General features: G+C 61.3%; 20 protein-coding genes. 2 read left to right on the top strand and 18 right to left on the bottom strand.

Annotated elements, in window-relative coordinates; all coding sequences use genetic code 11:
• Positions 1-13: 13 nt before the first annotated feature.
• From folP to ACWBU6_RS12375, 3 genes are all read right to left on the bottom strand, one after another.
• The gene (gene folP / locus ACWBU6_RS12385) at positions 14-838 is read right to left on the bottom strand and encodes a dihydropteroate synthase (protein WP_452649086.1); all 825 of its coding nucleotides are present in this window, start codon (positions 836-838) and stop codon (positions 14-16) included.
• Between the two features lie 191 nt (positions 839-1029).
• A complete protein-coding gene (ftsH, locus tag ACWBU6_RS12380; protein WP_452649085.1) occupies positions 1030-2916 on the bottom strand; it encodes an ATP-dependent zinc metalloprotease FtsH in 1887 nt (628 codons plus the stop codon).
• Between the two features lie 166 nt (positions 2917-3082).
• Positions 3083-3730: an RlmE family RNA methyltransferase gene (locus ACWBU6_RS12375; protein WP_452649084.1), complete on the bottom strand. Its 648-nt coding sequence runs from the start codon at positions 3728-3730 to the stop codon at positions 3083-3085.
• A gap of 44 nt (positions 3731-3774) precedes the next feature.
• Between ACWBU6_RS12375 and yhbY the strand changes: the two genes are divergently transcribed.
• Positions 3775-4236: a ribosome assembly RNA-binding protein YhbY gene (yhbY, locus tag ACWBU6_RS12370; protein WP_452649083.1), complete on the top strand. Its 462-nt coding sequence runs from the start codon at positions 3775-3777 to the stop codon at positions 4234-4236.
• A 98-nt stretch (positions 4237-4334) separates the two neighbouring features.
• Here the strand turns inward: yhbY and ACWBU6_RS12365 are convergent, their stop codons facing one another.
• The 15 genes from ACWBU6_RS12365 to pstS all read right to left on the bottom strand — a co-directional run bounded on the left by ACWBU6_RS12365 (position 4335) and on the right by pstS (position 19411).
• The gene (locus tag ACWBU6_RS12365) at positions 4335-4748 is read right to left on the bottom strand and encodes a DUF4149 domain-containing protein (RefSeq protein ID WP_452649082.1); all 414 of its coding nucleotides are present in this window, start codon (positions 4746-4748) and stop codon (positions 4335-4337) included.
• Positions 4748-5224, bottom strand: a complete 477-nt coding sequence (gene greA, locus ACWBU6_RS12360) for a transcription elongation factor GreA (protein ID WP_452649081.1) — start codon at positions 5222-5224, stop codon at positions 4748-4750. The genes ACWBU6_RS12365 and greA overlap by 1 nt, the downstream gene beginning before the upstream one ends.
• A 96-nt stretch (positions 5225-5320) precedes the next feature.
• A complete protein-coding gene (carB, locus tag ACWBU6_RS12355; protein ID WP_452649080.1) occupies positions 5321-8539 on the bottom strand; it encodes a carbamoyl-phosphate synthase large subunit in 3219 nt (1072 codons plus the stop codon).
• The gene (gene carA, locus ACWBU6_RS12350) at positions 8540-9703 is read right to left on the bottom strand and encodes a glutamine-hydrolyzing carbamoyl-phosphate synthase small subunit (RefSeq protein ID WP_452649079.1); all 1164 of its coding nucleotides are present in this window, start codon (positions 9701-9703) and stop codon (positions 8540-8542) included. It abuts the gene before it with no gap.
• Between the two features lie 179 nt (positions 9704-9882).
• The gene (locus ACWBU6_RS12345) at positions 9883-10530 is read right to left on the bottom strand and encodes a substrate-binding periplasmic protein (protein ID WP_452649078.1); all 648 of its coding nucleotides are present in this window, start codon (positions 10528-10530) and stop codon (positions 9883-9885) included.
• 3 nt (positions 10531-10533) lie between these two features.
• The gene (locus ACWBU6_RS12340; protein ID WP_452649077.1) at positions 10534-11220 is read right to left on the bottom strand and encodes a substrate-binding periplasmic protein; all 687 of its coding nucleotides are present in this window, start codon (positions 11218-11220) and stop codon (positions 10534-10536) included.
• Positions 11221-11269: 49 nt separating this feature from the next.
• A complete protein-coding gene (locus ACWBU6_RS12335; RefSeq protein WP_452649076.1) occupies positions 11270-11674 on the bottom strand; it encodes a heme-binding protein in 405 nt (134 codons plus the stop codon).
• 18 nt (positions 11675-11692) lie between these two features.
• On the bottom strand, positions 11693-12673 hold the full coding sequence (locus tag ACWBU6_RS12330) for a patatin-like phospholipase family protein (RefSeq protein WP_452649075.1): 981 nt from the start codon (positions 12671-12673) through the stop codon (positions 11693-11695).
• A 141-nt stretch (positions 12674-12814) separates the two neighbouring features.
• Entirely contained in the window at positions 12815-14128 is a 1314-nt protein-coding gene (gene phoR, locus ACWBU6_RS12325; RefSeq protein ID WP_452649074.1) for a phosphate regulon sensor histidine kinase PhoR, read from the bottom strand.
• Positions 14125-14817 carry a phosphate regulon transcriptional regulator PhoB gene (phoB, locus tag ACWBU6_RS12320; RefSeq protein ID WP_452649073.1) on the bottom strand — a complete coding sequence of 231 codons (693 nt, stop codon included), beginning with the start codon at positions 14815-14817 and terminating at the stop codon, positions 14125-14127. Before phoB ends, phoR begins: the two co-directional genes overlap by 4 nt.
• A complete protein-coding gene (gene phoU / locus ACWBU6_RS12315; RefSeq protein ID WP_452649072.1) occupies positions 14818-15516 on the bottom strand; it encodes a phosphate signaling complex protein PhoU in 699 nt (232 codons plus the stop codon).
• A 24-nt stretch (positions 15517-15540) separates the two neighbouring features.
• Positions 15541-16305 (bottom strand): phosphate ABC transporter ATP-binding protein PstB, encoded by a 765-nt coding sequence (gene pstB, locus ACWBU6_RS12310; RefSeq protein ID WP_452649071.1) that lies wholly within the window; start codon positions 16303-16305, stop codon positions 15541-15543.
• Between the two features lie 12 nt (positions 16306-16317).
• Positions 16318-17175 carry a phosphate ABC transporter permease PstA gene (pstA, locus tag ACWBU6_RS12305; protein WP_452649070.1) on the bottom strand — a complete coding sequence of 286 codons (858 nt, stop codon included), beginning with the start codon at positions 17173-17175 and terminating at the stop codon, positions 16318-16320.
• A complete protein-coding gene (gene pstC / locus ACWBU6_RS12300) occupies positions 17172-18137 on the bottom strand; it encodes a phosphate ABC transporter permease subunit PstC (RefSeq protein ID WP_452649069.1) in 966 nt (321 codons plus the stop codon). The genes pstA and pstC overlap by 4 nt, the downstream gene beginning before the upstream one ends.
• 230 nt (positions 18138-18367) lie before the next feature.
• Complete coding sequence (gene pstS / locus ACWBU6_RS12295) at positions 18368-19411, bottom strand: phosphate ABC transporter substrate-binding protein PstS (protein ID WP_452649068.1); 1044 nt, start codon at positions 19409-19411, stop codon at positions 18368-18370.
• A 135-nt stretch (positions 19412-19546) separates the two neighbouring features.
• Between pstS and ppk1 the strand changes: the two genes are divergently transcribed.
• Complete coding sequence (gene ppk1 / locus ACWBU6_RS12290) at positions 19547-21613, top strand: polyphosphate kinase 1 (RefSeq protein ID WP_452649067.1); 2067 nt, start codon at positions 19547-19549, stop codon at positions 21611-21613.
• Positions 21614-21625 lie beyond the last annotated feature (12 nt).

Here is a 21625-nt window from a genome sequence, read left to right as displayed (position 1 = left end):
TTTTCTTCCTTTTCTAATGCGCCGCCTGCCACACGCGTAGTGCGTCGACGGTCTCTGCTACATCATGCACCCTGACGATCTGGGCACCTTGCGCTACTGCTGCCAGCGCTCCCCCGATACTGCCGGCCAGGCGCTGCTCGACAGGCTTGCCGGTGATGGCGCCGATCATCGACTTGCGCGACAGGCCGGCCAGCAGCGGCACGCCCAGTTCGGCAACCATCTGCCTGCCCGCCTTCAGCAGTGCGTAATTGTGCTCGACTGTTTTACCAAAACCAAAGCCCGGATCGATCCACAGGCGTTCCTTGTCGATGCCTGCCGCCGTCAGGACGGCAATGCGCTCAGCCAGGAAATCCGTGACTTCACGCACAACATCATTGTACTCGGGGTTGGCCTGCATTGTTGTCGGATTGTCAAGCATGTGCATTACACACAACGCACAATCGCTGTCCTTGACGGCTTCAATGGCGCCGGGCGCGCGGAAACCGTTTATATCGTTGATCATGTCGACCCCGGCCAGTACCGCTTCGCGCATGACCTCCGGCTTACAGGTGTCGACGCTGATCGCCTTGCCACAGTCGCGCAAGGCAAAGATCAGGGGCATGACGCGGCGCAATTCTTCGCCCAGCGGGACGGCCGGGGCGCCGGGGCGGCTGCTCTCGCCGCCGATGTCGATGATGTCGACGCCATCGCGGATCATCTGCTCGGCGTGGGTGATTGCGTAGTCGAGGCTGGCGAATTGGCCGCCGTCACTGAAGGAATCGGGGGTGGCGTTGAGGATGCCCATCACCAGCGCGCGGCTGGTGGGGAAATTGAAGCGGCCGAACTTGTGTTGGGGCATGGGGTTCTGTGATCTTAAACCGGTAAGGCGGGGTCTGACCCGCTGGGTCAGACCCCCAGTGTGCGGCGGCTGGTGGCTGGGGTATGGGCTTTGGAACTCTCGACGAAGGTCAAAGGCCTAGCCCCTCACCAACAGCGGCTGATATGACTGGGCCTGACCCTATGGGTCAGACCCAGGTTTGCCGGTTTTGATCAGGCTGGTGCGGTAGCGTTCGGGTTCGGGTTGGAACCTGAGCCGTCATTGCCCGGCTGCTTGCGGATGGAAACGCCTGCCTTCGGTGGGCGCGGCTCCTGGCCGGCCATGATGTCGTTCACCTGGTCTGCATCGATGGTTTCCCATTCCAGCAGTGCTTTGGTCATCACTTCAACCTTGTCGCGGTTCTCTTCCAGCAGCTTGCGCGCCAGGGCGTACTGGGTATCCAGGATGGTGCGGATTTCCGCATCCACCTTCTGCTGGGTCGCTTCCGAGATGGTCTTGTTGGCGCCGCCCAGCCAGCCGTCGTTCTGGCTGTCTTCGTACACCATCACGCCCAGCGCATCGGACATGCCGTACTTGGTGACCATGGCGCGGGCCAGCTTGGTAGCACGGGCGAAGTCGTTGGAGGCGCCGGTCGACATCTGACCGACAAAGATCTCTTCCGCGATACGGCCGCCGAACAGGATGGAAATCTCTTCCAGCATCTTGTCCTTATAGCCCGAAATATTGTCGTGCTCCGGCAGCTGCCAGGTCAGGCCCAGTGCCCAACCGCGCGGCATGATGGTCACTTTGTGGACCGGGTCAGCCTTCGGCAGCAGCTTGGCGACCACAGCATGGCCGGACTCGTGGTAAGCGGTGTTGCGCCGCTCCTCTTCGCGGATCACCATGGACTTGCGTTCCGGGCCCATGTAGATCTTGTCTTTCGCGTCTTCAAAGTCGCTCATGTCGACCAGGCGCTTGTTGCGGCGTGCGGCAAACAGGGCTGCTTCGTTGACCAGGTTGGCCAGGTCGGCGCCGGAGAAGCCCGGGGTACCGCGGGCCAGGATGTCGGCCTTCACGTCGGTGCTGATCGGCACTTTGCGCATGTGCACGTTCAGGATCTGTTCGCGGCCGCGGATATCCGGCAGGCCCACGGACACCTGGCGGTCGAAACGGCCAGGACGCAGCAGCGCCTTGTCCAGCACGTCGGCACGGTTGGTGGCAGCAATCACGATCACGCCGGACGAAGCCTCGAAGCCGTCCATCTCAACCAGCAGCTGGTTCAGGGTCTGTTCGCGCTCGTCGTTACCGCCGCCCATGCCGGCGCCACGATGGCGGCCAACGGCGTCGATCTCGTCGATGAAGATGATGCAAGGCGAATGCTTCTTGGCATTCTCGAACATGTCGCGCACACGGGATGCACCCACGCCGACGAACATTTCAACGAAGTCCGAACCGGAAATCGAGAAGAACGGCACCTTTGCTTCACCCGCAATGGCACGCGCCAGCAGGGTTTTACCGGTACCTGGAGGACCGACCATCAGCACGCCGCGGGGAATACGGCCGCCCAGTTTCTGGAACTTGGTCGGATCTTTCAGGAAGTCGACGATCTCGGTCACTTCCTCTTTGGCTTCGTCGCAACCTGCCACGTCGGCGAAGGTCACGGTGTTATTGGTTTCGTCCAGCATGCGCGCCTTCGATTTACCGAAGGAGAACGCGCCGCCCTTGCCGCCGCCCTGCATCTGGCGCATGAAGAATACCCATACGCCAATCAGCAGCAGCATCGGGAACCAGGACACGAAGACCTGTTGCAGGATGCCTGGCTCTTCAGGCGGCTTCACGTCGAAGCGCACGCCATTGTCGCGCAGGTCGCCGATCAGGCCGCGGTCGAGGAAGGTCGAGGTGGTACGGACTTTGGAATCGTCAACACGGGTGGCAGTAATGGTCTGCCCTTCAATCAGGACATCTTTAACGCGCTTCGCTTTGACCTCATCCAGCAGATCGGAATAAGCGATAGGCTTCGCGCCGCCAGCGATGCTGTGGCTGTCAAATTGCTTAAACAGCATAAATAACAGCAAGGCTACAACGACCCAGATAGCCGATTTGGAAAACATGTTATTCACGAAAACTCCTTGGATGCGAAAGCGCACCAGTTACCTGTAGCAGAAATTCGATTTTACTCGTTAAACCCGGGCCGTGCTACAAACCGGCCAAAGGTGCATCCATTGTGTGGCGCTCCTGCGCAGGATATGAGGGATTTCCCTGCTAATTCAAGGGTCAAAATGCCAATTATTCGACCGGATTCTTCAATCCCCGGCCCAATAAGAAGATTTCGGACGATTTATCGCGGCTGGCCTTCGGCTTTTTCTGCACCACGGTCTTGAATTCGCGCCGGAATTTCTCGACGATCTGGCTGAATCCCAGGTCCTTGAAGCACTTCACCAATAAAGCGCCGCCTGGTTTCATATGGTGCTGGCTGAAATCGATGGCGATATCGATAAGATCTTCCATGCGGGCAGCATCGGCCACGGCAATACCGGACAAATTGGGTGCCATATCGGACAGCACAAGGTCCGCCTTACGGCCTTGCAGCACTTCGGCCAGCTGGTCGAGGATTTCCTGTTCGCGGAAATCACCCTGGATGAAATGCATGTCGGCGATCGGCTCCATTGGCAGGATGTCCAGGCCGATCATGGTGCCGTTGATGCCCCCGCCCTCCTTGCCCGACAGCTTGCGCCGGGTGTACTGGCCCCAGGAGCCGGGCGTGCAACCCAGGTCCACGATCACCTGGCCGGGCTTGATCAACTTGGCATCTTCGTCGATCTCTTTCAGCTTATAGGCTGCCCGGGCACGGTAGCCGTCGCGCTGGGCGGCCTTCACATACGGATCGTTAATATGGTCGTGCAACCAGTTTTTGTTTAATTTGTTCTTAGCCATTAGCGTAGAATACTGCCTTTAAGAGAACCTATCCAAAAATAACTATGCTGAACCTTACCCCTGCCGAACGCAGTGTCCTGCGTGCTGAAGCCCATGGCCTGAAACCAATCGTCATGGTCGGCGAATCCGGCCTGACCCCTTCCGTGATGAAGGAGATCGAGCTGGGCCTGGACTCCCACGGCTTGATCAAGGTGCGCGTTTTCGGCGATGACCGCGAAGCCCGCATCGAAATGTACGAAACCATCTGCGAGAAGACTGGCGCAGCACCCGTTCAACACATCGGCAAGCTGCTGGTGCTGTACCGCCCTCGCGTGGAAGCCGAGAAAGCCTCCACCGGCAAGGCCGGCAAGGGCATGCGCATGGTCACCATCGTCAAGCCAAGCGCTTCCGGCACCAAGAAGCCATCCGTAAGCAAGGTCCTGCTGAAGGGGAACGAGCGCGTTACCGCCGGCGGTACTATCAAGCGCGTCAAGAAGAAAGTCGGCACCAAGAAGTCGGCTGCCTGAACCGGTAAACCAGTGTCAGACCCGCAGGGTCTGACACTCATAGGCGGCCGCCGCGTGTCGGGTGTCTGACCCTGCGGGTCAGACACCGGGTGACCGGTCTATTGCTTCCAGAGCAGCCAGCCCGCCAGCACGCTCTGCACCAGGTAGATGGTGCTCGAAATCCCATGCAGCTTGCCAAAGCTGCCGTCAGCCGAAGCTTTCGCGGCAGCCATCATCGGCTGGATGCCGAAATGGCTCACCACCGTGCACATCACCATCCCCACCACGATCAGCAGCACCGAGCGGCGGCGCTTTGGCGTCCAGTCGCGGGTGCCAAAGAACAGCAGCACGCCCATGGCAGCCCCGCAGCCCAGCGACAGCATGGCTTCGGCATGGAACATCAGGCCCGCGATCGATCCGGCCAGCACACGGTCCAGCGACGCAAACAGGGTCGGCGCCACCAGGTAGCCGACCGCCCACAGGCTGCCGGCCCACAGGGCGGCCACCAGCAGGCGTACCTTAGCCAGCAGCATTAAACGTAGCGCACTTCGAGAATTTCGTACTCGCGTGGGCCGGACGGGGCCTGCACTTCCACCACGTCGCCGGCATATTTGCCGATCAGGGCGCGGGCGATTGGCGAGGTGACGGATACCTTGGCCATTTTCAGGTCGGCTTCATCGGTGCCGACGATCTGGTAGCTGACCTTCTGGCCCGATTCCAGGTCTTCCAGGTCCACGGTGGAGGCGAACACTACGCGGCCTTCCGCATCCAGGGTGGCCGGATCGACGATCTGGGCCGAACTCAGCTTGCCTTCCAGCTCCGCGATACGGCCTTCGACGAAGGCCTGGCGCTCCTTGGCGGCATCGTATTCTGCGTTTTCGGACAAATCACCGTGCGAACGCGCTTCGGCGATGGCATCGATGACAATGCGGCGCTCCTTGGTCTTGAGCTGGTGCAGCTCTTCTTTCAGGAGTTCGGCGCCGAATTTAGTCAGTGGAACGGTATTCATGTCAGTCTCTGGTCAAATTGCTAAAAAGCACAGAGCCCGCGCCATGCTTCAGCGCGGGCTCTGTGGTTATATTGTCAAGCGTACTACTGTGTGGGCTTAGTTTAAAGACTTATGCAGCCCTTGTAAATCGTACACACGCAATTCGTCCAGGTGGCGGATACCGGCCACGGCCGCTTCGGCACCGGCGATGGTGGTATAGGTGGTCACGCGGGCTGCCAGCGACGAGGTACGGATGCTACGCGAGTCGTTGATCGCGGTACGCTTCTCCTCCACGGTGTTGATCACCAGGGCGATTTCGTGGTTCTTGATCATGTCGACCACGTGCGGGCGCCCCTCCGACTTCTTGTTCACCGGGGTGACAGGAATGCCGGCCGCCTCGATCACGGCAGCAGTGCCCTTGGTGGCGCACAGGGTGAAGCCGGCGTCAACCAGGTCTTTCGCCACTTTCACGGCGCGCGGCTTGTCGGAGGCTTTCACCGACAGGAACACCTTGCCCGAAGTCGGCAGCTTGACGCCTGCGCCCAGCTGGGACTTCACGAAGGCTTCGGCAAAGGTGCTGCCAACGCCCATCACCTCACCGGTCGATTTCATCTCCGGGCCGAGGATGGTGTCCACGCCAGGGAACTTTACGAACGGGAACACGGCTTCCTTGACGCTGTAGTAAGGCGGCACGACTTCCTTGGTGATGCCCTGCTCCGCCAGCTTCTGGCCGACCATGCAGCGTGCCGCGATCTTGGCCAGCTGCAGGCCGGTGGCCTTGGACACGTAAGGCACGGTACGCGATGCGCGCGGGTTCACTTCCAGCACGAACACAACGTCTTTGCCGTCCTGCTTCTGGATCGCGAACTGCACGTTCATCAGGCCGACCACGTTCAGGCCCTTGGCCATCAGCGAAGTCTGGCGCTTCAGTTCATCGATGGTTTCCTGCGACAGCGAGTAAGGCGGCAGCGAGCAGGCCGAGTCGCCCGAGTGCACGCCGGCTTGCTCGATGTGTTCCATCACGCCGCCGATGAAGGTGGTGTCGCCGTCGGAGATGCAGTCGACGTCGCACTCGATGGCGTCGTTCAGGAAGCGGTCCAGCAGCACCGGCGAGTCGTTCGACACCTTGACCGCTTCGCGCATGTAGCGCTCCAGGTCGCGCTGCTCGTGCACGATTTCCATCGCACGGCCGCCCAGAACGTAGGAAGGACGCACCACCAGCGGGTAGCCGATTTCCTGCGCCAGCGCCAGCGCTTCTTCTTCGGTGCGTGCGGTGCGGTTAGGCGGCTGGCGCAGACCCAGGTCCTGCAGCAGCTTCTGGAAGCGCTCGCGGTCTTCCGCAGCGTCGATCATGTCAGGCGAGGTGCCGACGATCGGCACGCCGTTGGCTTCCAGGTCCAGCGCCAGCTTCAGCGGGGTCTGGCCGCCGTACTGCACGATCACGCCATACGGTTTTTCCAGGTCCACGATTTCCAGCACGTCTTCCAGCGTCAGCGGCTCGAAGTACAGGCGGTCGGAGGTATCGTAGTCGGTCGATACGGTCTCAGGGTTGCAGTTGACCATGATGGTCTCGTAGCCGTCGTCGCGCATCGCCAGCGCCGCGTGCACGCAGCAGTAGTCGAACTCGATACCCTGGCCGATACGGTTCGGGCCACCGCCCAGCACCATGATCTTCTTCTTGTCGGTCGGGTTGGACTCGCACTCCTCGTCGTAGGTCGAGTACATATAGGCGGTGTCGGTCGAGAACTCGGCCGCGCAGGTGTCGACCCGCTTGTACACCGGGCGGATGCCCAATGCACGGCGCTTGTTGCGCACTTCGGTGTCGGTGGTCTGCAGCAGGTAAGCCAGGCGGCGGTCGGAGAAGCCCTTCTGTTTCAGCTTGTACAGGGTGGTCTTGTCCAGGTTTTCCAGCTTCTGGGTATCCAGCCACAGTTCCAGGTCGACGATCTCCTTGATCTGCACCAGGAACCACAGGTCGATCTTGGTCAGGTTGTGCACTTCTTCCAGGGTGAAGCCCTGGGCGAATGCATCGCCCACGTACCAGATACGCTCAGGACCAGGCTCCCCCAGTTCCACTTCCAGCTTTTCGCGGTCGGTGGTTTTCTGGTTCAGGCCATCCACGCCCACTTCCAGGCCGCGCAGAGCTTTCTGGAACGATTCCTGGAAGGTGCGGCCGATGGCCATCACTTCGCCCACGGATTTCATCTGGGTGGTCAGGCGATCGTCGGCAACCGGGAATTTTTCGAAGGCGAAGCGCGGCACCTTGGTCACGACGTAGTCGATCGAAGGCTCGAACGAGGCCGGCGTGGCACCGCCGGTGATTTCGTTGCGCAGTTCGTCCAGGGTGAAGCCCACCGCCAGTTTCGCGGCCACCTTGGCGATCGGGAAGCCGGTGGCTTTCGATGCCAGTGCCGAGGAACGGGACACGCGCGGGTTCATCTCGATGACGATCATGCGGCCGTCTTTCGGGTTGATCGAGAACTGCACGTTGGAGCCGCCGGTATCCACGCCGATCTCGCGCAGCACTGCCAGCGAGGCATTGCGCATGATCTGGTATTCCTTGTCGGTCAGGGTCTGCGCCGGAGCGACGGTGATCGAGTCGCCGGTGTGCACGCCCATCGGGTCCAGGTTTTCGATCGAGCACACGATGATGCAGTTGTCCGCCTTGTCGCGCACCACTTCCATCTCGTACTCTTTCCAGCCCAGCAGCGATTCTTCGATCAGCAGCTCATTGGTTGGCGACGCTTCCAGGCCGCGTTTGCAGATCGCTTCGAATTCTTCTTCGTTGTAAGCGATGCCGCCGCCGCTGCCGCCCATGGTGAACGAAGGACGGATGATGGTCGGGAAGCCGACTTCCTTCTGCACTGCCCAGGCTTCGTCCATCGAGTGGGCGATGCCGGAACGTGCGGAACCGAGGCCGATCTTGGTCATCGCGTCCTTGAACTTGGCGCGGTCTTCGGCCTTGTCGATGGCTTCCGGGGTGGCGCCGATCAGTTCGACCTTGTACTTGTCCAGCACGCCGTTGCGGTGCAGGTCCAGCGCGCAGTTCAGTGCAGTCTGGCCGCCCATGGTCGGCAGGATCGCGTCAGGACGTTCCTTGTCGATGATGCGCTCAACAACCTGCCAGGTGATCGGCTCGATGTAGGTCACGTCGGCCATTTCCGGGTCGGTCATGATGGTCGCCGGGTTGGAGTTCACCAGGATGACCTTGTAGCCCTCTTCGCGCAGGGCCTTGCAGGCTTGCGCGCCGGAGTAGTCGAATTCGCAGGCCTGGCCGATGATGATCGGGCCGGCGCCAATAATCAGGATGCTTTTAATGTCAGAACGTTTTGGCATTTATTTCTTCTCCGCGGCATTCATCATGTTGATGAAGCGGTCAAACAGGTAGGCGACGTCGGTCGGGCCAGGCGAGGCTTCTGGGTGGCCCTGGAAGCAGAAGGCCGGCACGTCGGTGCGGGCGAAGCCTTGCAGCGAGCCGTCGAACAGCGACACGTGGGTCACGCGGCAGTTGGCCGGCAGCGTGTCCGCATCCACGGCGAAACCGTGGTTCTGCGAGGTGATCATCACCTTCTTGCTGTCCAGGTCCTGCACCGGGTGGTTGGCTCCATGGTGGCCGAACTTCATCTTCAGGGTCTTGGCGCCGGAAGCCAGTGCCATGATCTGGTGGCCCAGGCAGATGCCGAACACCGGGATCTTCTTCTCCATGAAGACTTTGGTCGCTTCGATTGCGTAATCGCATGGCTCAGGATCGCCAGGACCGTTGGACAGGAACACGCCGTCCGGGTTCAGCGACAGCACGTAGGCGGCGGAAGTCTGCGCCGGCACCACGGTCACCTTGCAGCCGCGCGAGGCCAGCATGCGCAGGATGTTGCGCTTGACGCCGAAGTCGTAGGCCACCACGTGGAACTTAGGGTCGGCTACCTTGCCATAGCCTTTGCCCAGTTCCCATTCGGTTTCAGTCCACTCGTACACTTCCGGCACAGTGACGACTTTTGCCAGGTCCATGCCGGCCAGGCCAGGGAAGCTGCGCGCCAGTTCCAGTGCCTGCTGCACGGACGGCTCGTTGCCCTGCACGCCGGTCACGATGGCGCCGGCCTGGGCGCCCTTCTCGCGCAGCACGCGGGTCAGCTTGCGGGTGTCGATACCGGCGATGGCGACGATGTTCTCGGCCTTCAGGTAGTCGGTCAGCGATTGGCTGGAGCGGAAATTCGAATGGATCAGCGGCAGGTCGCGGATGATCAGGCCTGCGGCGTGGACTTTGGAAGCTTCGACGTCTTCGGCATTGATACCGTAGTTGCCGATGTGGGGGTAAGTCAGGGTGACGATCTGGCGGGAATACGATGGATCGGTCAGGATTTCCTGATAACCCGTCATGGAGGTATTGAAAACGACTTCGCCCGTCGTATGACCGGCAGCGCCAATGGAAATACCTTTAAAGATTGTTCCGTCGGCTAGTGCCAGGATGGCTGGAACGGCTGGGCCAGAAAAAAATGGCGGCAAGGGCAACTCCTGATTAAGTTACCGTAGCGACGCCACTCAGACAACCCACGGGCGGACGGGCGCAATGCCGGGCTCGCGGGTCAGATGATGATGGATGTGTGAGGTAGGCGCTACGGTCGAATGGTAATTGGCTAAACCTTTGAATTATAACCCAAAGTTCCTCCGCCGGCAAGCCCGCCCTATTCTCGTTTTACCTGTTTCAGGGCTGTGGACAGGCGCGGCACCAGGGCCGCATGGCGCTTGTGCAGGAACAGGTAAAGCGGCACTTCTTCGAGCGGCGGCAGCAACTGCAGCAGGTCCGGATCGTGCTCTTGCATCGCCAGCACTTCCTTGTTGCTGCGCCCCATGACCGCGATATCGCAACCGCCCGCCTTCAGCATGCGCAACAGGGAGGCATCGTTATCCAGGCGCTGCCGCGGCAGGCCGGCGGTGCGCTCCTCGGTAAAGTTGTAGCCGCGCCGCATGCACAGCGTATGGCCCCGCAGCGACTTCCAGCCGCGCGATACATCAATCTTCTTATAGGAGTAAGCGGTCGGCGCGTACAGATAAACCGGTTCCGGCACCGCCACCAGGTGGGAATAGCTGCGCGCCGCCAGCATGGTGCGCCCGATGGCGCCGTCCAGTTTCCCTTCGTTGGCAAGCACCATGCCGCGCTCAGATGACAATGCCCGCACCTGGACGCGCACGCCGGCGCGGCGCGCGGCTGCTTCGACGGTTTTCCAGGCCTCGATATGGGCCGGCGTATCCGGGATGACGAAGAGCTGTAAGTCCTGGCCTCGCAGCGGCGCCGAAACCAGCGCGCACAGCAGGGTGGCCAGGACTTTCATGGGCTACTCCCCTTCGCCGAGCAGCTTTTGCATGGTGCCGTCGGCCCGCATCTGCTTCAGTGCCGCCGAGACTTTGGGCACCAGCGCCGCATGGCTCTTGTGCAGGTAGATATACAGGGGCATGATTTCCATCGGCGGCAACAGGCGCTGCAGCGGCGGTTCCGCAGTCATGGCGGCACGCGCCAGCGCATTATTGCGCTCCATGACCGCGACATCGCAGCCGCCGGCGGCAAGCATACGCAGCATGGTCGCCTCGTCGGCGAGCACCTGGCGTGCCAGGTCCCTGGTGCGCTGCTCGGTCTGGCGCAGGCCGCGCCGGATACAGACCGTGTGCGAGCGCAGGGATTCCCAGCCGGCCGTCACGTCGAAGCGCTGGTATGCGAACGCCGTCGGGGCGTACTGGTAGACCGGTTCAGGTACCTGGATCAGGTTGGGAAAGGTTTTTTCGAGGCCGGATGAGCGCCCGACATCGCCGTCGGTCTTGCCCTCATTGGCCAGCACGGCGGAGCGTTCAGGCGATACCTCGCGCACCACCGCGTTGATGCCGGCGCGCTGGAAAGCGGCTTCCGCCGCTTTCCACAGGTCGGCATGGGTCGTGCTGCGCGAGATGACCGACAGCTGCAGCTCTTCAGCGTGCAGCGGCACCGTCAGGATGATTGGGCAAAACAGCAAGGTAACCGGCAGTCTCATAACTCCCCCTTGCCTGTATTCTAGGAATACATTGCCTCAATTGCAAGACTTAAGCCAATGCGGCAATGCCCGCCTTGGCGATTTGTGCATCTTCGCTGGACTTCACGCCCGACACGCCCACCGCGCCGATGGTATGGCCATCGACTACGATATTGACGCCGCCTTCCAGCGGCGCTTCCACCATCGGCACGCCGACGAAGGAAGTGCGGCCGCCATTGATCATGTCTTCGTAAATCTTGGTCTCGCGGCGGCCCAGGGCCGACAGGCGCGCCTTGGCAGGGGCGATATGCGAGGACAGCGGCGCCGCGCCATCCAGGCGCTGCAGCCACAGCAGGTGGCCGCCGTCGTCGACGATGGCAATGGTGACTGCCCAGTTATTCTTGACGGCTTCCGCTTCGGCGGCTGCGGCGATTTTTTTGATGTCGTCCAGGGACAGCACTGGCTTGGTGATCATTCTCTCGTTTCCTGATAATTATGGGGCCGGGGTTTCGCGGCGCGCCTTCAGCTTCTGCTTCAGTTGCGCCATGACGGCCAAGGTTGCACGCTCGCCCGCCAGCATGGCGCCCGAGCGGTTGGTGAATTCGGCGGAACCCATCTTGCCCAGCGGCGGCTGGATCACGATATCGGCATCGCGCAGTTCGAGCTGGTTGATGCGCTGGCCCATGATGGAGAAGGTCTGCATGATGACCTCCAGCGAAGAATTGGTCGCCTGCGCCTCGGCCTGGGTCGAAATATTCACTGCAATGATGAATTCCGCGCCCATTTCACGCGCAAAGCGCACCGGCACCGGCGCCACCAGGCCGCCATCGACGTAGGTATGGTCGCCGATCTTCACCGGCTGGAATACGCCCGGCACGGCCGAACTGGCGCGCACCGCCATGCCGGTATTCCCGCGCTGGAACAGGATAGGCTGGCCGGTCTTCAGGTCCGATGCCACGGCGCCAAACGGCATTTTCAGTTTTTCGATGACGCGATTGCCCACCGCCTTGTTGACGAAGGACTGCAGGGCCTCGCCTTTCAGCACGCCGGACGACTTGCCGAACAGCGGCAGTGCCCAGTCGGAAATGGCCGATTCATCCAGGTCGATGGCCATTTTCTGCAGGGTCTTGGCGTCATTGCCGGCCGCATACAGGGCGCCCACCACGGAACCGGCACTGGTGCCGACCACGATATCCGGCACGATGCCCTGCGCCTCCAGGGCCTTGATCACGCCGATGTGGGCGAAGCCGCGCGCGGCGCCACCGCCAAGGGCAAGGCCGATCTTCACCTTGCGCAGGACGGGCGCAGGCGCTTGCACCGGCGGCTGCGGCAATGGCGGCTCAACGGAGACCAGCGGCACGTCGTTCGAATTGATCGGCGGCGGCAGGTCGGTAGTAACGGTAGAGGTGGTAGTCTGGCACCCGGCAAGCGCTGCGGCGGCCAGGATGGCAAAAGCGAAACGTTTCAAGTGCATGTAGTGGTTAATCAGCTCGTTTTTTTAGGCGAGCAGATTTTACCTCAAGCCAGCAAATGTCCACCTCGGGGTCAGGAAGAAAAGTGGACATTTCCCACGAAAATGTCCATTCTGGTTCCTGACCCCAAGGTGGACATTTGCTTACGCGGCTTGCGCGGGCTCGACGGTAGTGGAGACCAGCGACTTCGGCAGGCTGACCGTGAAGGTGCTGCCCTGCCCCGGCTCCGAGCTGATATTCAGCTTGCCGCTGTGGCGCAGCAGCACGTGCTTGACGATGGCCAGGCCCAGTCCCGTACCCTGGGTTTCGCGCGAGCGGCTCTTGTCGACGCGGTAGAAACGCTCGGTCAGGCGGGAAATATGCTCGGGGTTGATGCCGATGCCGGTGTCCTGCACCTGGAATTGCACGCCGGTCGGCGTATCTTCCCAGCGCAGGCGGATCGCGCCGCCAGCCGGCGTGTAGCGCACGGCGTTCGAGGCCAGGTTGCCGAAGGCGCTATGCAATTCGTCCATATTGCCCATCACATCGCCGCCATGCACTTCCAGGGTGATCTCGTGCTTGCCGCCGGACAGCGCGCGCGCTTCGTGCAGCACCTGTTCCAGCAGCGCTGGAATGTTCACGTGCTCCGGCCGCATCGGGTGGTCGACCGATTCCAGGCGCGACAGGGTCAGCATGTCCTCGATCAGGTGCTGCATGCGGTGGCTTTGCTCGGTCATCAGCTTGAGGTGGGCGGCGCGGGTCTCGGGGTCCAGCTCCATCGAGGCGGCGATTTCCAGGAAACCGGCAATCACGGTCAGCGGCGTACGCAGTTCGTGCGATGCATTGGCGATGAAGTCGCGGCGCATCATTTCGGCGCGCTGGGTCTCGGTGATGTCGTGCGTGACCAGGATCTGGCGCCGGTTCTCGAACGGGATGATGTGCACCACCAGCTTGCGGCCGCGGAAATTCAGCGTCAGCGGCTGGTCGTAGCGGCCCAGGATCAGGTAGTCCATGAAGTCGGGGCTGCGCACCAGGTTGGTCACGCGCATGCCTTTATCGCGCGCCTGCTGCAAGCCCAGGTGCTCTTCGGCCGCCGGGTTGCACCATTCGAGGAACAGCACGTCGTCCATGATCACCACGCCGTCGGGCAGCAGGTGCATGGCCTGGCGGAAGCGCGCCAGCCATTCGGTCAGTTCGGCCTGGTTCTTTTCGTCGTCGCGGCGCAGGCGGTACAGGCGGGAGAAGATATTGGTCCACTCGCCCCAGCCGTCCGGCAGGCGGCCCGATTCGGGCTTGTCCAGCCATTCACTGAGCTGGTAAAGGTATTTGAGCTGGATGAAGACGGCGGCCAGCACGCCGGCAAAGGCAGTGACAATCCCGGCCGCCAGGCCGAACCACCACCACATCAGGCCTGCCCCGGCAAGCAGGAAGCCCAGCCGTATCCCTACCGGCACCCAGAACACTACTCTTGGATTCATGGTTTCTCGGTCAGCATATAGCCCACGCTGCGCACCGTCTTGATCAGGTGCTCGGCATCCTTCAGCGCCTTGCGCAGGCGCAGTACATGGACGTCCACGGTGCGCTCTTCGATCACCACATGGTCGCCCCACACCTTGTCCAGCAGCTGGCTGCGCGAGAACACGCGCTCGGGGTGGGCCATGAAGAACTTGAGCAGCTTGTATTCGGCATGGCCGATGTCGATCTTGTTATCGTTCATCGACACCGTGCAACTGACCGGGTCCAGCACCACCGGGCCGGCCTTGAGCTGGGTTTCTGCCAGCTCGGGACTCTTGCGGCGCAGCAGGGCGCGGGCGCGGGCCAGCAGCTCGCGCGGCGAGAACGGCTTGGTGATGTAGTCGTCCGCGCCGCCGTTCAGACCGGCCAGCTTGTCCTCTTCCATGCTCTTGGCAGTCAGCATGATCACCGGCACATTGGCGAAATGGCGGTCGCCGCGGATGCGCGCCAGCAGGCGCAACCCGCTCTGGTCCGGCAGCATCCAGTCCAGCAGCACCAGTTGCGGGGTGCGGGTCTGCATGACTTCCCATGCCTCCTGCGTGGATTGGGCCACCACGCAGTTCCAGCCCGCTTCGCGCAGCGAGAACCTTACCAGCTCTACGATCGCCGGTTCATCTTCAACAATCAGTACAGTCGTTTTGTCGGATGCCATTTATTTGCTTGCTTCTTGGGTCGCTCCGTGGGAGTGGCGGATGTCCTTGCCTTCCACCACGTAGATCACGTATTCGGCGATATTCTTGGCGTGGTCGCCGATGCGCTCGATGGCCTTGGCCACCCACATCGTGTCCAGCGCTGCCGAGATTGTACGCGGATCTTCCATCATGAAGGTAATCAGGTTGCGCATGATGGAGCGGTACTCGTGGTCGATCACGGCATCCTGTGCGATCAGTTCGAGCGCCTGCTTTTCGTCGCCGCGGGCGAAGGCGTCCAGCGCATCGTGCAGCAGGTCGCTGGTGGCGGTGGCGATGGTGCGCACCATTTCGTAGTGGTTCAGGGTCACGGCGCCGCGTGCGTGCAGGGCTTTGGCAATGCGCGCGATCTTGGCCGCTTCGTCGCCGATGCGTTCCAGGTCGGTGATCACCTTCAGGGTGGCCATCACGGTGCGCAGGTCGTTGGCGGTCGGCTGGCGTTTGACGATCAGGTGGCTGCACTGGTCGTCCAGCTGCACTTCCAGCTGGTTGACGTTGGCGTCTTCGGCCACCACGCGCTCGGCGCGTTCCACGTTACCGATGCGGAAACAGGTCATCGCATCGAGGAACATGGTCTCGACCATGCCGCCCATCAGCAGCACTTTGGAGCGGATGCCTTCGAGTTCGGTGTCGTAAGCCTTGGAGGAATGTTCGCCCATCATAATCTCTTCTCTCTCTTCTTCTGGTTAGCCAAAGCGGCCGGTGATGTAGTCCTGGGTCTCTTTACGCACAGGGTTCATGAAAATCTGGTCGGTTTCGCCGAATTCCACCAGTTCGCCCAGGTACATATAGGCGGTGTAGTCGGAGCAGCGCGCCGCCTGCTGCATATTGTGGGTCACGATGGCGATCGTGTAGTCCTCTTTCAGCTCGGAGATCAGTTCCTCGATCTTGGAGGTCGAAATCGGGTCCAGCGCGGAAGTCGGCTCGTCCAGCAGCAGCACGTCTGGCTTCACCGCCACGCCGCGTGCGATGCACAGGCGCTGCTGCTGGCCACCGGACAGCGACAGGCCGCTCTTGGCCAGCTTGTCCTTCACCTCGCCCCACAGCGCGGCCTTCTTCAGCGCCCATTCGACGCGTTCGTCCATCTCGCCTTTCGACAGATCTTCATACAGGCGCACGCCGAAAGCGATATTGTCATAGATCGACATCGGGAACGGCGTCGGCTTCTGGAACACCATGCCCACTTTGGCGCGCAGCATGTTCACGTCCAGGCCCGATTCCAGGATGTTCTGGCCGCGGTAGCGGATGGCGCCTTCGGCGCGCTGGCCGGGGTACAGGTCGTACATGCGGTTCAGGGTGCGCAGCAGGGTCGATTTGCCGCAGCCGGACGGGCCGATGAAGGCGGTCACCTTCTTCTCGTGGATGTCCAGGTTGACGTTATGCAGGCTGCGCGTCTTACCGTAGTAGAAGTTCAGGCCGGAGATTTCAATGATTTTGCTAGCTTGGGTCATGATCTGTACTCGTTATTTTGGTGCTTTTTGCGCAAACACGGTGCGCGACAGGATGTTCAGTGCCAGGACGCTGAAGGTCACGATCAGCGCGCCGCCCCATGCCAGCTCGCGCCAGTTGTCGTATGGACTCATGGCGAACTGGTAGATCACCACCGGCAGGTTGGCCAGCGGCTGGTTCATGTCGGCGCTGAAGAACTGGTTATTCAGTGCAGTGAACAGCAGCGGCGCGGTCTCGCCTGCCACGCGGGCCACGGCCAGCAGCACACCGGTCATCACGCCGGCCTTGACGGCGCGCAGGCGCACCATCACCGATACTTTCCAGCGCGGTGCACCGAGGGCGTAAGCCGCTTCCAGCAGCGAGTTCGGCACCAGTTTCAGCATATTGTCCGTGGTGCGCACCACCACCGGGATCGCGATCAGCGACAGGGCGATGGAGCCGGCGTAGCCGGAGAAGTGCTGCACCTTGGCCACGTACATGGCGTACACGAACAGGCCAATCACGATCGACGGCGCGGACAGCATGATGTCGGTCACGAAACGGGTGACCTGCGCCACTTTGTTCTCCTCGCCGTATTCGGCCAGGTAGATGCCGGCCAGGATGCCGATCGGCGTCGAGACTGCGGTCGACAAGCCCACCATCATCAGGGAACCGACGATGGCGTTGCGCAGGCCGCCGCCTTCGCTGCCTGGCGCCGGCGTGTCGCCGGTGAAGATCAGCACGTCGAGAGCCGAGAAGCCGTTGATCAGCAGCGTGGCCAGGATCCACAGCAGTGCGATCAGGCCGAGCGACATGGCGCCCACCGACAGGGCCATGCCGACACGATGGAAGAACAGGCGTTTGCGGTAAACAGGGTTTTTGGTCTGGATCATTTGACGCCCTCCTTGCGCGACAGGCCCATCAACATCAGCTTGGCGCCGGACAGGACGATAAAGGTAATAAGGAACAGGATCAGGCCCAGCGCGAACAGCGAGGACACGTGCAGCGTCGTGGACGCTTCGGCAAACTCGTTGGCCAGGGTCGAGGCGATCGAGCTGCCCGGCGAGAACAGCGAAGTGGGCAGCTTGGCCGCGTTACCGATCACGAAGGTGACCGCCATGGTTTCGCCCAGGGCGCGGCCCAGGCCCAGCATGACACCGCCGACCACACCGGTCTTGGTATATGGCAGCACGATCTTGCGCACCACTTCCCAGCGGGTGCAGCCCAGGCCGTAGGCCGATTCCTTCAGCACGGCCGGCACGATCTCGAATACGTCACGCATCACGGAGGCGATGAACGGGATGATCATCACGGCCAGGATCAGGCCGGCGGTCAGGATGCCAATGCCCATGGTCGGCCCCTTGAACAGGACACCGATCCAGGGCAAGGCGCCCAGGCTGGATTTCAGCAGCGGCTGCACGTATTCGCTGAACATCGGCGCGAACACGAACAAGCCCCACATACCGTAGATAATCGATGGCACGCCGGCCAGCAGTTCGATGGCGGTGCCCAGCGGGCGGCGCAGCCAGACCGGGCAAACCTCGGTCAGGAACAGGGCGATGCCGAAGCTGACCGGGAAGGCGATCAGCAAGGCGATGCCGGCACTGGCCAGGGTGCCGACAATGGCGATCGCGGCGCCATACTGGTCATTGACCGGGTCCCATTCGACCGTGGTGATGAAACCGGGCCCGAACTCTTTCAGGGCGGGCAAGGCGCCGTTGATCAGGGAAATGATAATGCCGACCAGTACAAACAGTACGGTCAGCGCGAATACCATGGTGATCTTGTGGAAGAACCAGTCCTGGATGCGCTGCTTGCGCACCACGGACTGCATGGCAGCTACGGAGGCACTCATGGTGGCGGGTTCCGATAACTGGAGGGGAGCTGGCGAGGTGATTTCTGCACTCATGATTTATGTTTTGGTTAGCTAACCGGGGCCGCCTTATTGGAAGCTGCCCCGCTTAGCCTCCTCGTCAAACCGGTAACCCGGTGTCAGACCCCCAGGGTCAGACACCCGCCCTGCGGCTGCCGAGGGCTAGTGTCAGACCCTGCGGGTCTGACACTGCTTTACCGGTTTAAAGAAGATCAGTTCAGCGGCTTGCCCGAAGCATCTTTCAGGTTAGCCTTCCACGAAGCCTGAACCAGTTTCACCACGGTATCCGGCAGTGGCACATAGTCCAGTTCGGTAGCAGCGGCGTCGCCGTTCTTGAATGCCCAGTCGAAGAACTTGATCACTTCCTTGCCCTTGTTCGCATCGGCCTGCTGCTTGTGCATCAGGATGTAGGACACGCCGGTGATTGGCCAGGAGGTTTTGCCGGCCTGGTCGGTCAGGACAATGCCGAAGCCTGGGGTCTTGGTCCATTCCGCATTGGCGGCAGCGGCCTTGAAGTTGTCGTCGTCAGGCTGCAGGAAGTTGCCATCCTTGTTTTTGAGCTGGGTGTGAGCGATCTTGTTCTTCTTGGCGTAGGCCCATTCCACGTAGCCGATAGCGCCCTTGATACGCTGCACGTTGGCGGCCACACCGTCATTGCCCTTGCCGCCCACGCCGGTCACCCACTTCACGGCGGTACCAGCGCCGATCTTGGTCTTGAACTCAGGGTTTACTTTCGACAGGTAGTCGGTGAACAGATAGGAGGTGCCGGAGCCGTCAGCACGGTGCACCACGGTGATTTCAGCGGCGGGCAGCTTGACACCAGGGTTCAGGGCGGCGATGGCCGCGTGGTTCCATTCGGTGATCTTGCCCAGGTAGATGTCGCCAACAACCTGGCCGGTCAGTTTCAGCTGGCCTGGTGCGATGCCATCCAGATTCACTACGGTCACCACGCCACCCATGATGGCTGGGAATTGCATCAGGCCGTCGGCGTCCAGGTCTTCTGCTTTCAGCGGCATGTCGGAAGCGCCGAAATCGACGGTTTTTGCTTTGATCTGCTTGATACCTGCGCCGGAACCGACGGACTGGTAGTTCAGGCCGTTGCCGGTGGCCGCCTTGTAGGCTTCAGCCCACTTGGCGTAAATCGGATAAGGGAAAGTTGCGCCTGCGCCGGTCATGTCCGCTGCGAAAGCGGTCGAGAACGCCATTGCCGCCGAAGCGCCAACAACGAAGGAGGTCAACAACTGTTTCATACGCATATCAATGGTCCTTTTCAGGGGGTGGGTTGAATGCTGCGCAGTGTATGACGCCAATATGACAGCTTTATGACACGTCAAAATTAAGTGTAGGACAAGGTCACAAACTTGTCATATTTCTCAAATATACTATTAGTTATGAAAACAGCATTCCTAGATCGGGAGCTGTCACAGCTGGCGTTCAACCGCCGTGTGATGGCCCAGGCAGAAGACCCCACCATCCCCGTGCTCGAACGATTGCGCTACCTGTGCATTGTCAGCAGCAACCTCGATGAGTTCTTTGAAGTAAGGGTGGCCAGCTTGCTGGCTGCCGCCAGCGTCGACGGCGATCTCGCCACCCACCCGGCCCTGGCGGCCACGCTGGAACGGGTCAGCAACGAATGTCATGAACTGGTCAAACGCCAGTACGAAATATTTAATACGGCAGTGTTGCCGGAAATGAAAGCCCAGGGCATCCACATCGTGCGCCACAGCCAGCGCAACGAAGCCCAGCGGGCCTGGGTCAAGGAGTACTTTGACCGCGAAGTACGCCCCCTGTTGACCCCGATCGGTCTCGATCCGGCCCACCCCTTCCCCCAGGTAGTTAACAAGAGCCTCAATTTCATCGTTGCCCTGAGCGGGAAGGATGCCTTCGGGCGCGGCACCGCCATCGCGATCGTGAAAGCGCCGCGCGTGCTGCCGCGCGTGATCCGCCTGCCCGACCACCTGTCGAAAGAAGGCGGCGTGGCGTTTTGCCTGCTGTCCTCCGTCATCCACGCCCACATTTCCGAAATGTTCGCCGGGCGCGACGTGATGGCCTATTCCCAGTTCCGCGTCACGCGCGACTCCGACCTGTGGGTCGACGAAGATGAAGTGAAAAACCTGCGCCAGGCCCTGAAAGGCGAGCTGCAAGGCCGCGCCTACGGCCGCTCGGTGCGCATCGAGGTTGCCAAGAACTGCCCGCCTGAGCTGTCGCAATTCCTGCTCGACCAGTTCAACCTGGACCAGAGCCGCCTGTACCGGGTCGATGGCCCGGTGAATATGGTGCGCCTGAATGAAATCGTGGAGCAGGCACGCCGTCCCGAGCTGCGCTTCCCGCCCTTCATTGCTGGCGTGCAGGCCAAGACTGTCAACAATGACATCTTCGCCACCATCCGCAAGCACGACATCCTGCTGCACCATCCATACCAGAGTTTCCAGACAGTGATCGACTTCATCCGCAGCGCGGCGCTCGATCCGGCCGTGGTGGCAATCAAGCAGACCGTCTACCGCACCGGTATGAACTCCGACCTGATGGAGGCCCTGATTGCCGCCGCCCGCAGCGGCAAGGAAGTTACGGTGGTGGTCGAACTGATGGCGCGTTTCGACGAAGAAGCCAATATCAACTGGGCCGACAAGCTGGAGCAGGCCGGCGCCCAGGTAGTGTACGGCGTGGTGGGCCTGAAGACCCACGCCAAGATCGCCCTGGTGATCCGCCGCGATGAAGGCGGCCTCGGCTACTATGCCCACCTCGGTACCGGCAACTACCACCCGACAACGACCAAGTTCTATACCGACTTCGGCATCCTGACCTGCGAGCCGCAACTGGGGCGCGACGTCAACGAAGTCTTCATGCACCTGACCAGCCTGACCAAGCCGCAGCGCATGAACCATCTCTGGCTGGCGCCGTTCGCGTTGCAGGAACAGATCATCAAGGCCATACGGAATGAGGCAAAAATCGCGAAAGCCGGGCGTCCGGGCCGGATTATCGCTAAAATCAATGCATTAACCGATGAACCGGTAATCCGGGCGCTGTATGCCGCCTCGAAGGACGGGGTCAAGATCGACCTGGTCGTACGCGGGGCCTGCACCCTGATGCCGGGGGTGCCGGGACTGTCCGAGAACATCCGCGTACGCTCCATCATCGGCCGCTTCCTTGAACATAGCCGCATCTATTACTTCCGCAACGACCTGGCCCACGACGTGATGCTGGCCAGCGCGGACTGGATGAACCGCAACCTGCTGCGCCGCATTGAAGTGGCGTTCCCGGTACTGGACCGGGGCCTGAAACGGCGTGTCATTGCGGAAGGTTTGACGCCTTACCTGAAGGATAACTCCAACGCGTGGGAGCTGGATTCGCACGGGCACTATCATCGCCGCAAAGCGCGCGGCAAGCAGAAAGCCTTCAGCGCCCAGCAGCACTTGATGGAGTTACTCGGTACGCCGGCCGATGCGGCGGCGGATTGAAGCCTGCTCACG

Source organism: Pseudoduganella sp. HUAS MS19 (assembly GCF_053615455.1).
Note: the sequence above shows the minus strand (reverse complement) of the source record. Positions and strands in the feature narration are given on the sequence as shown.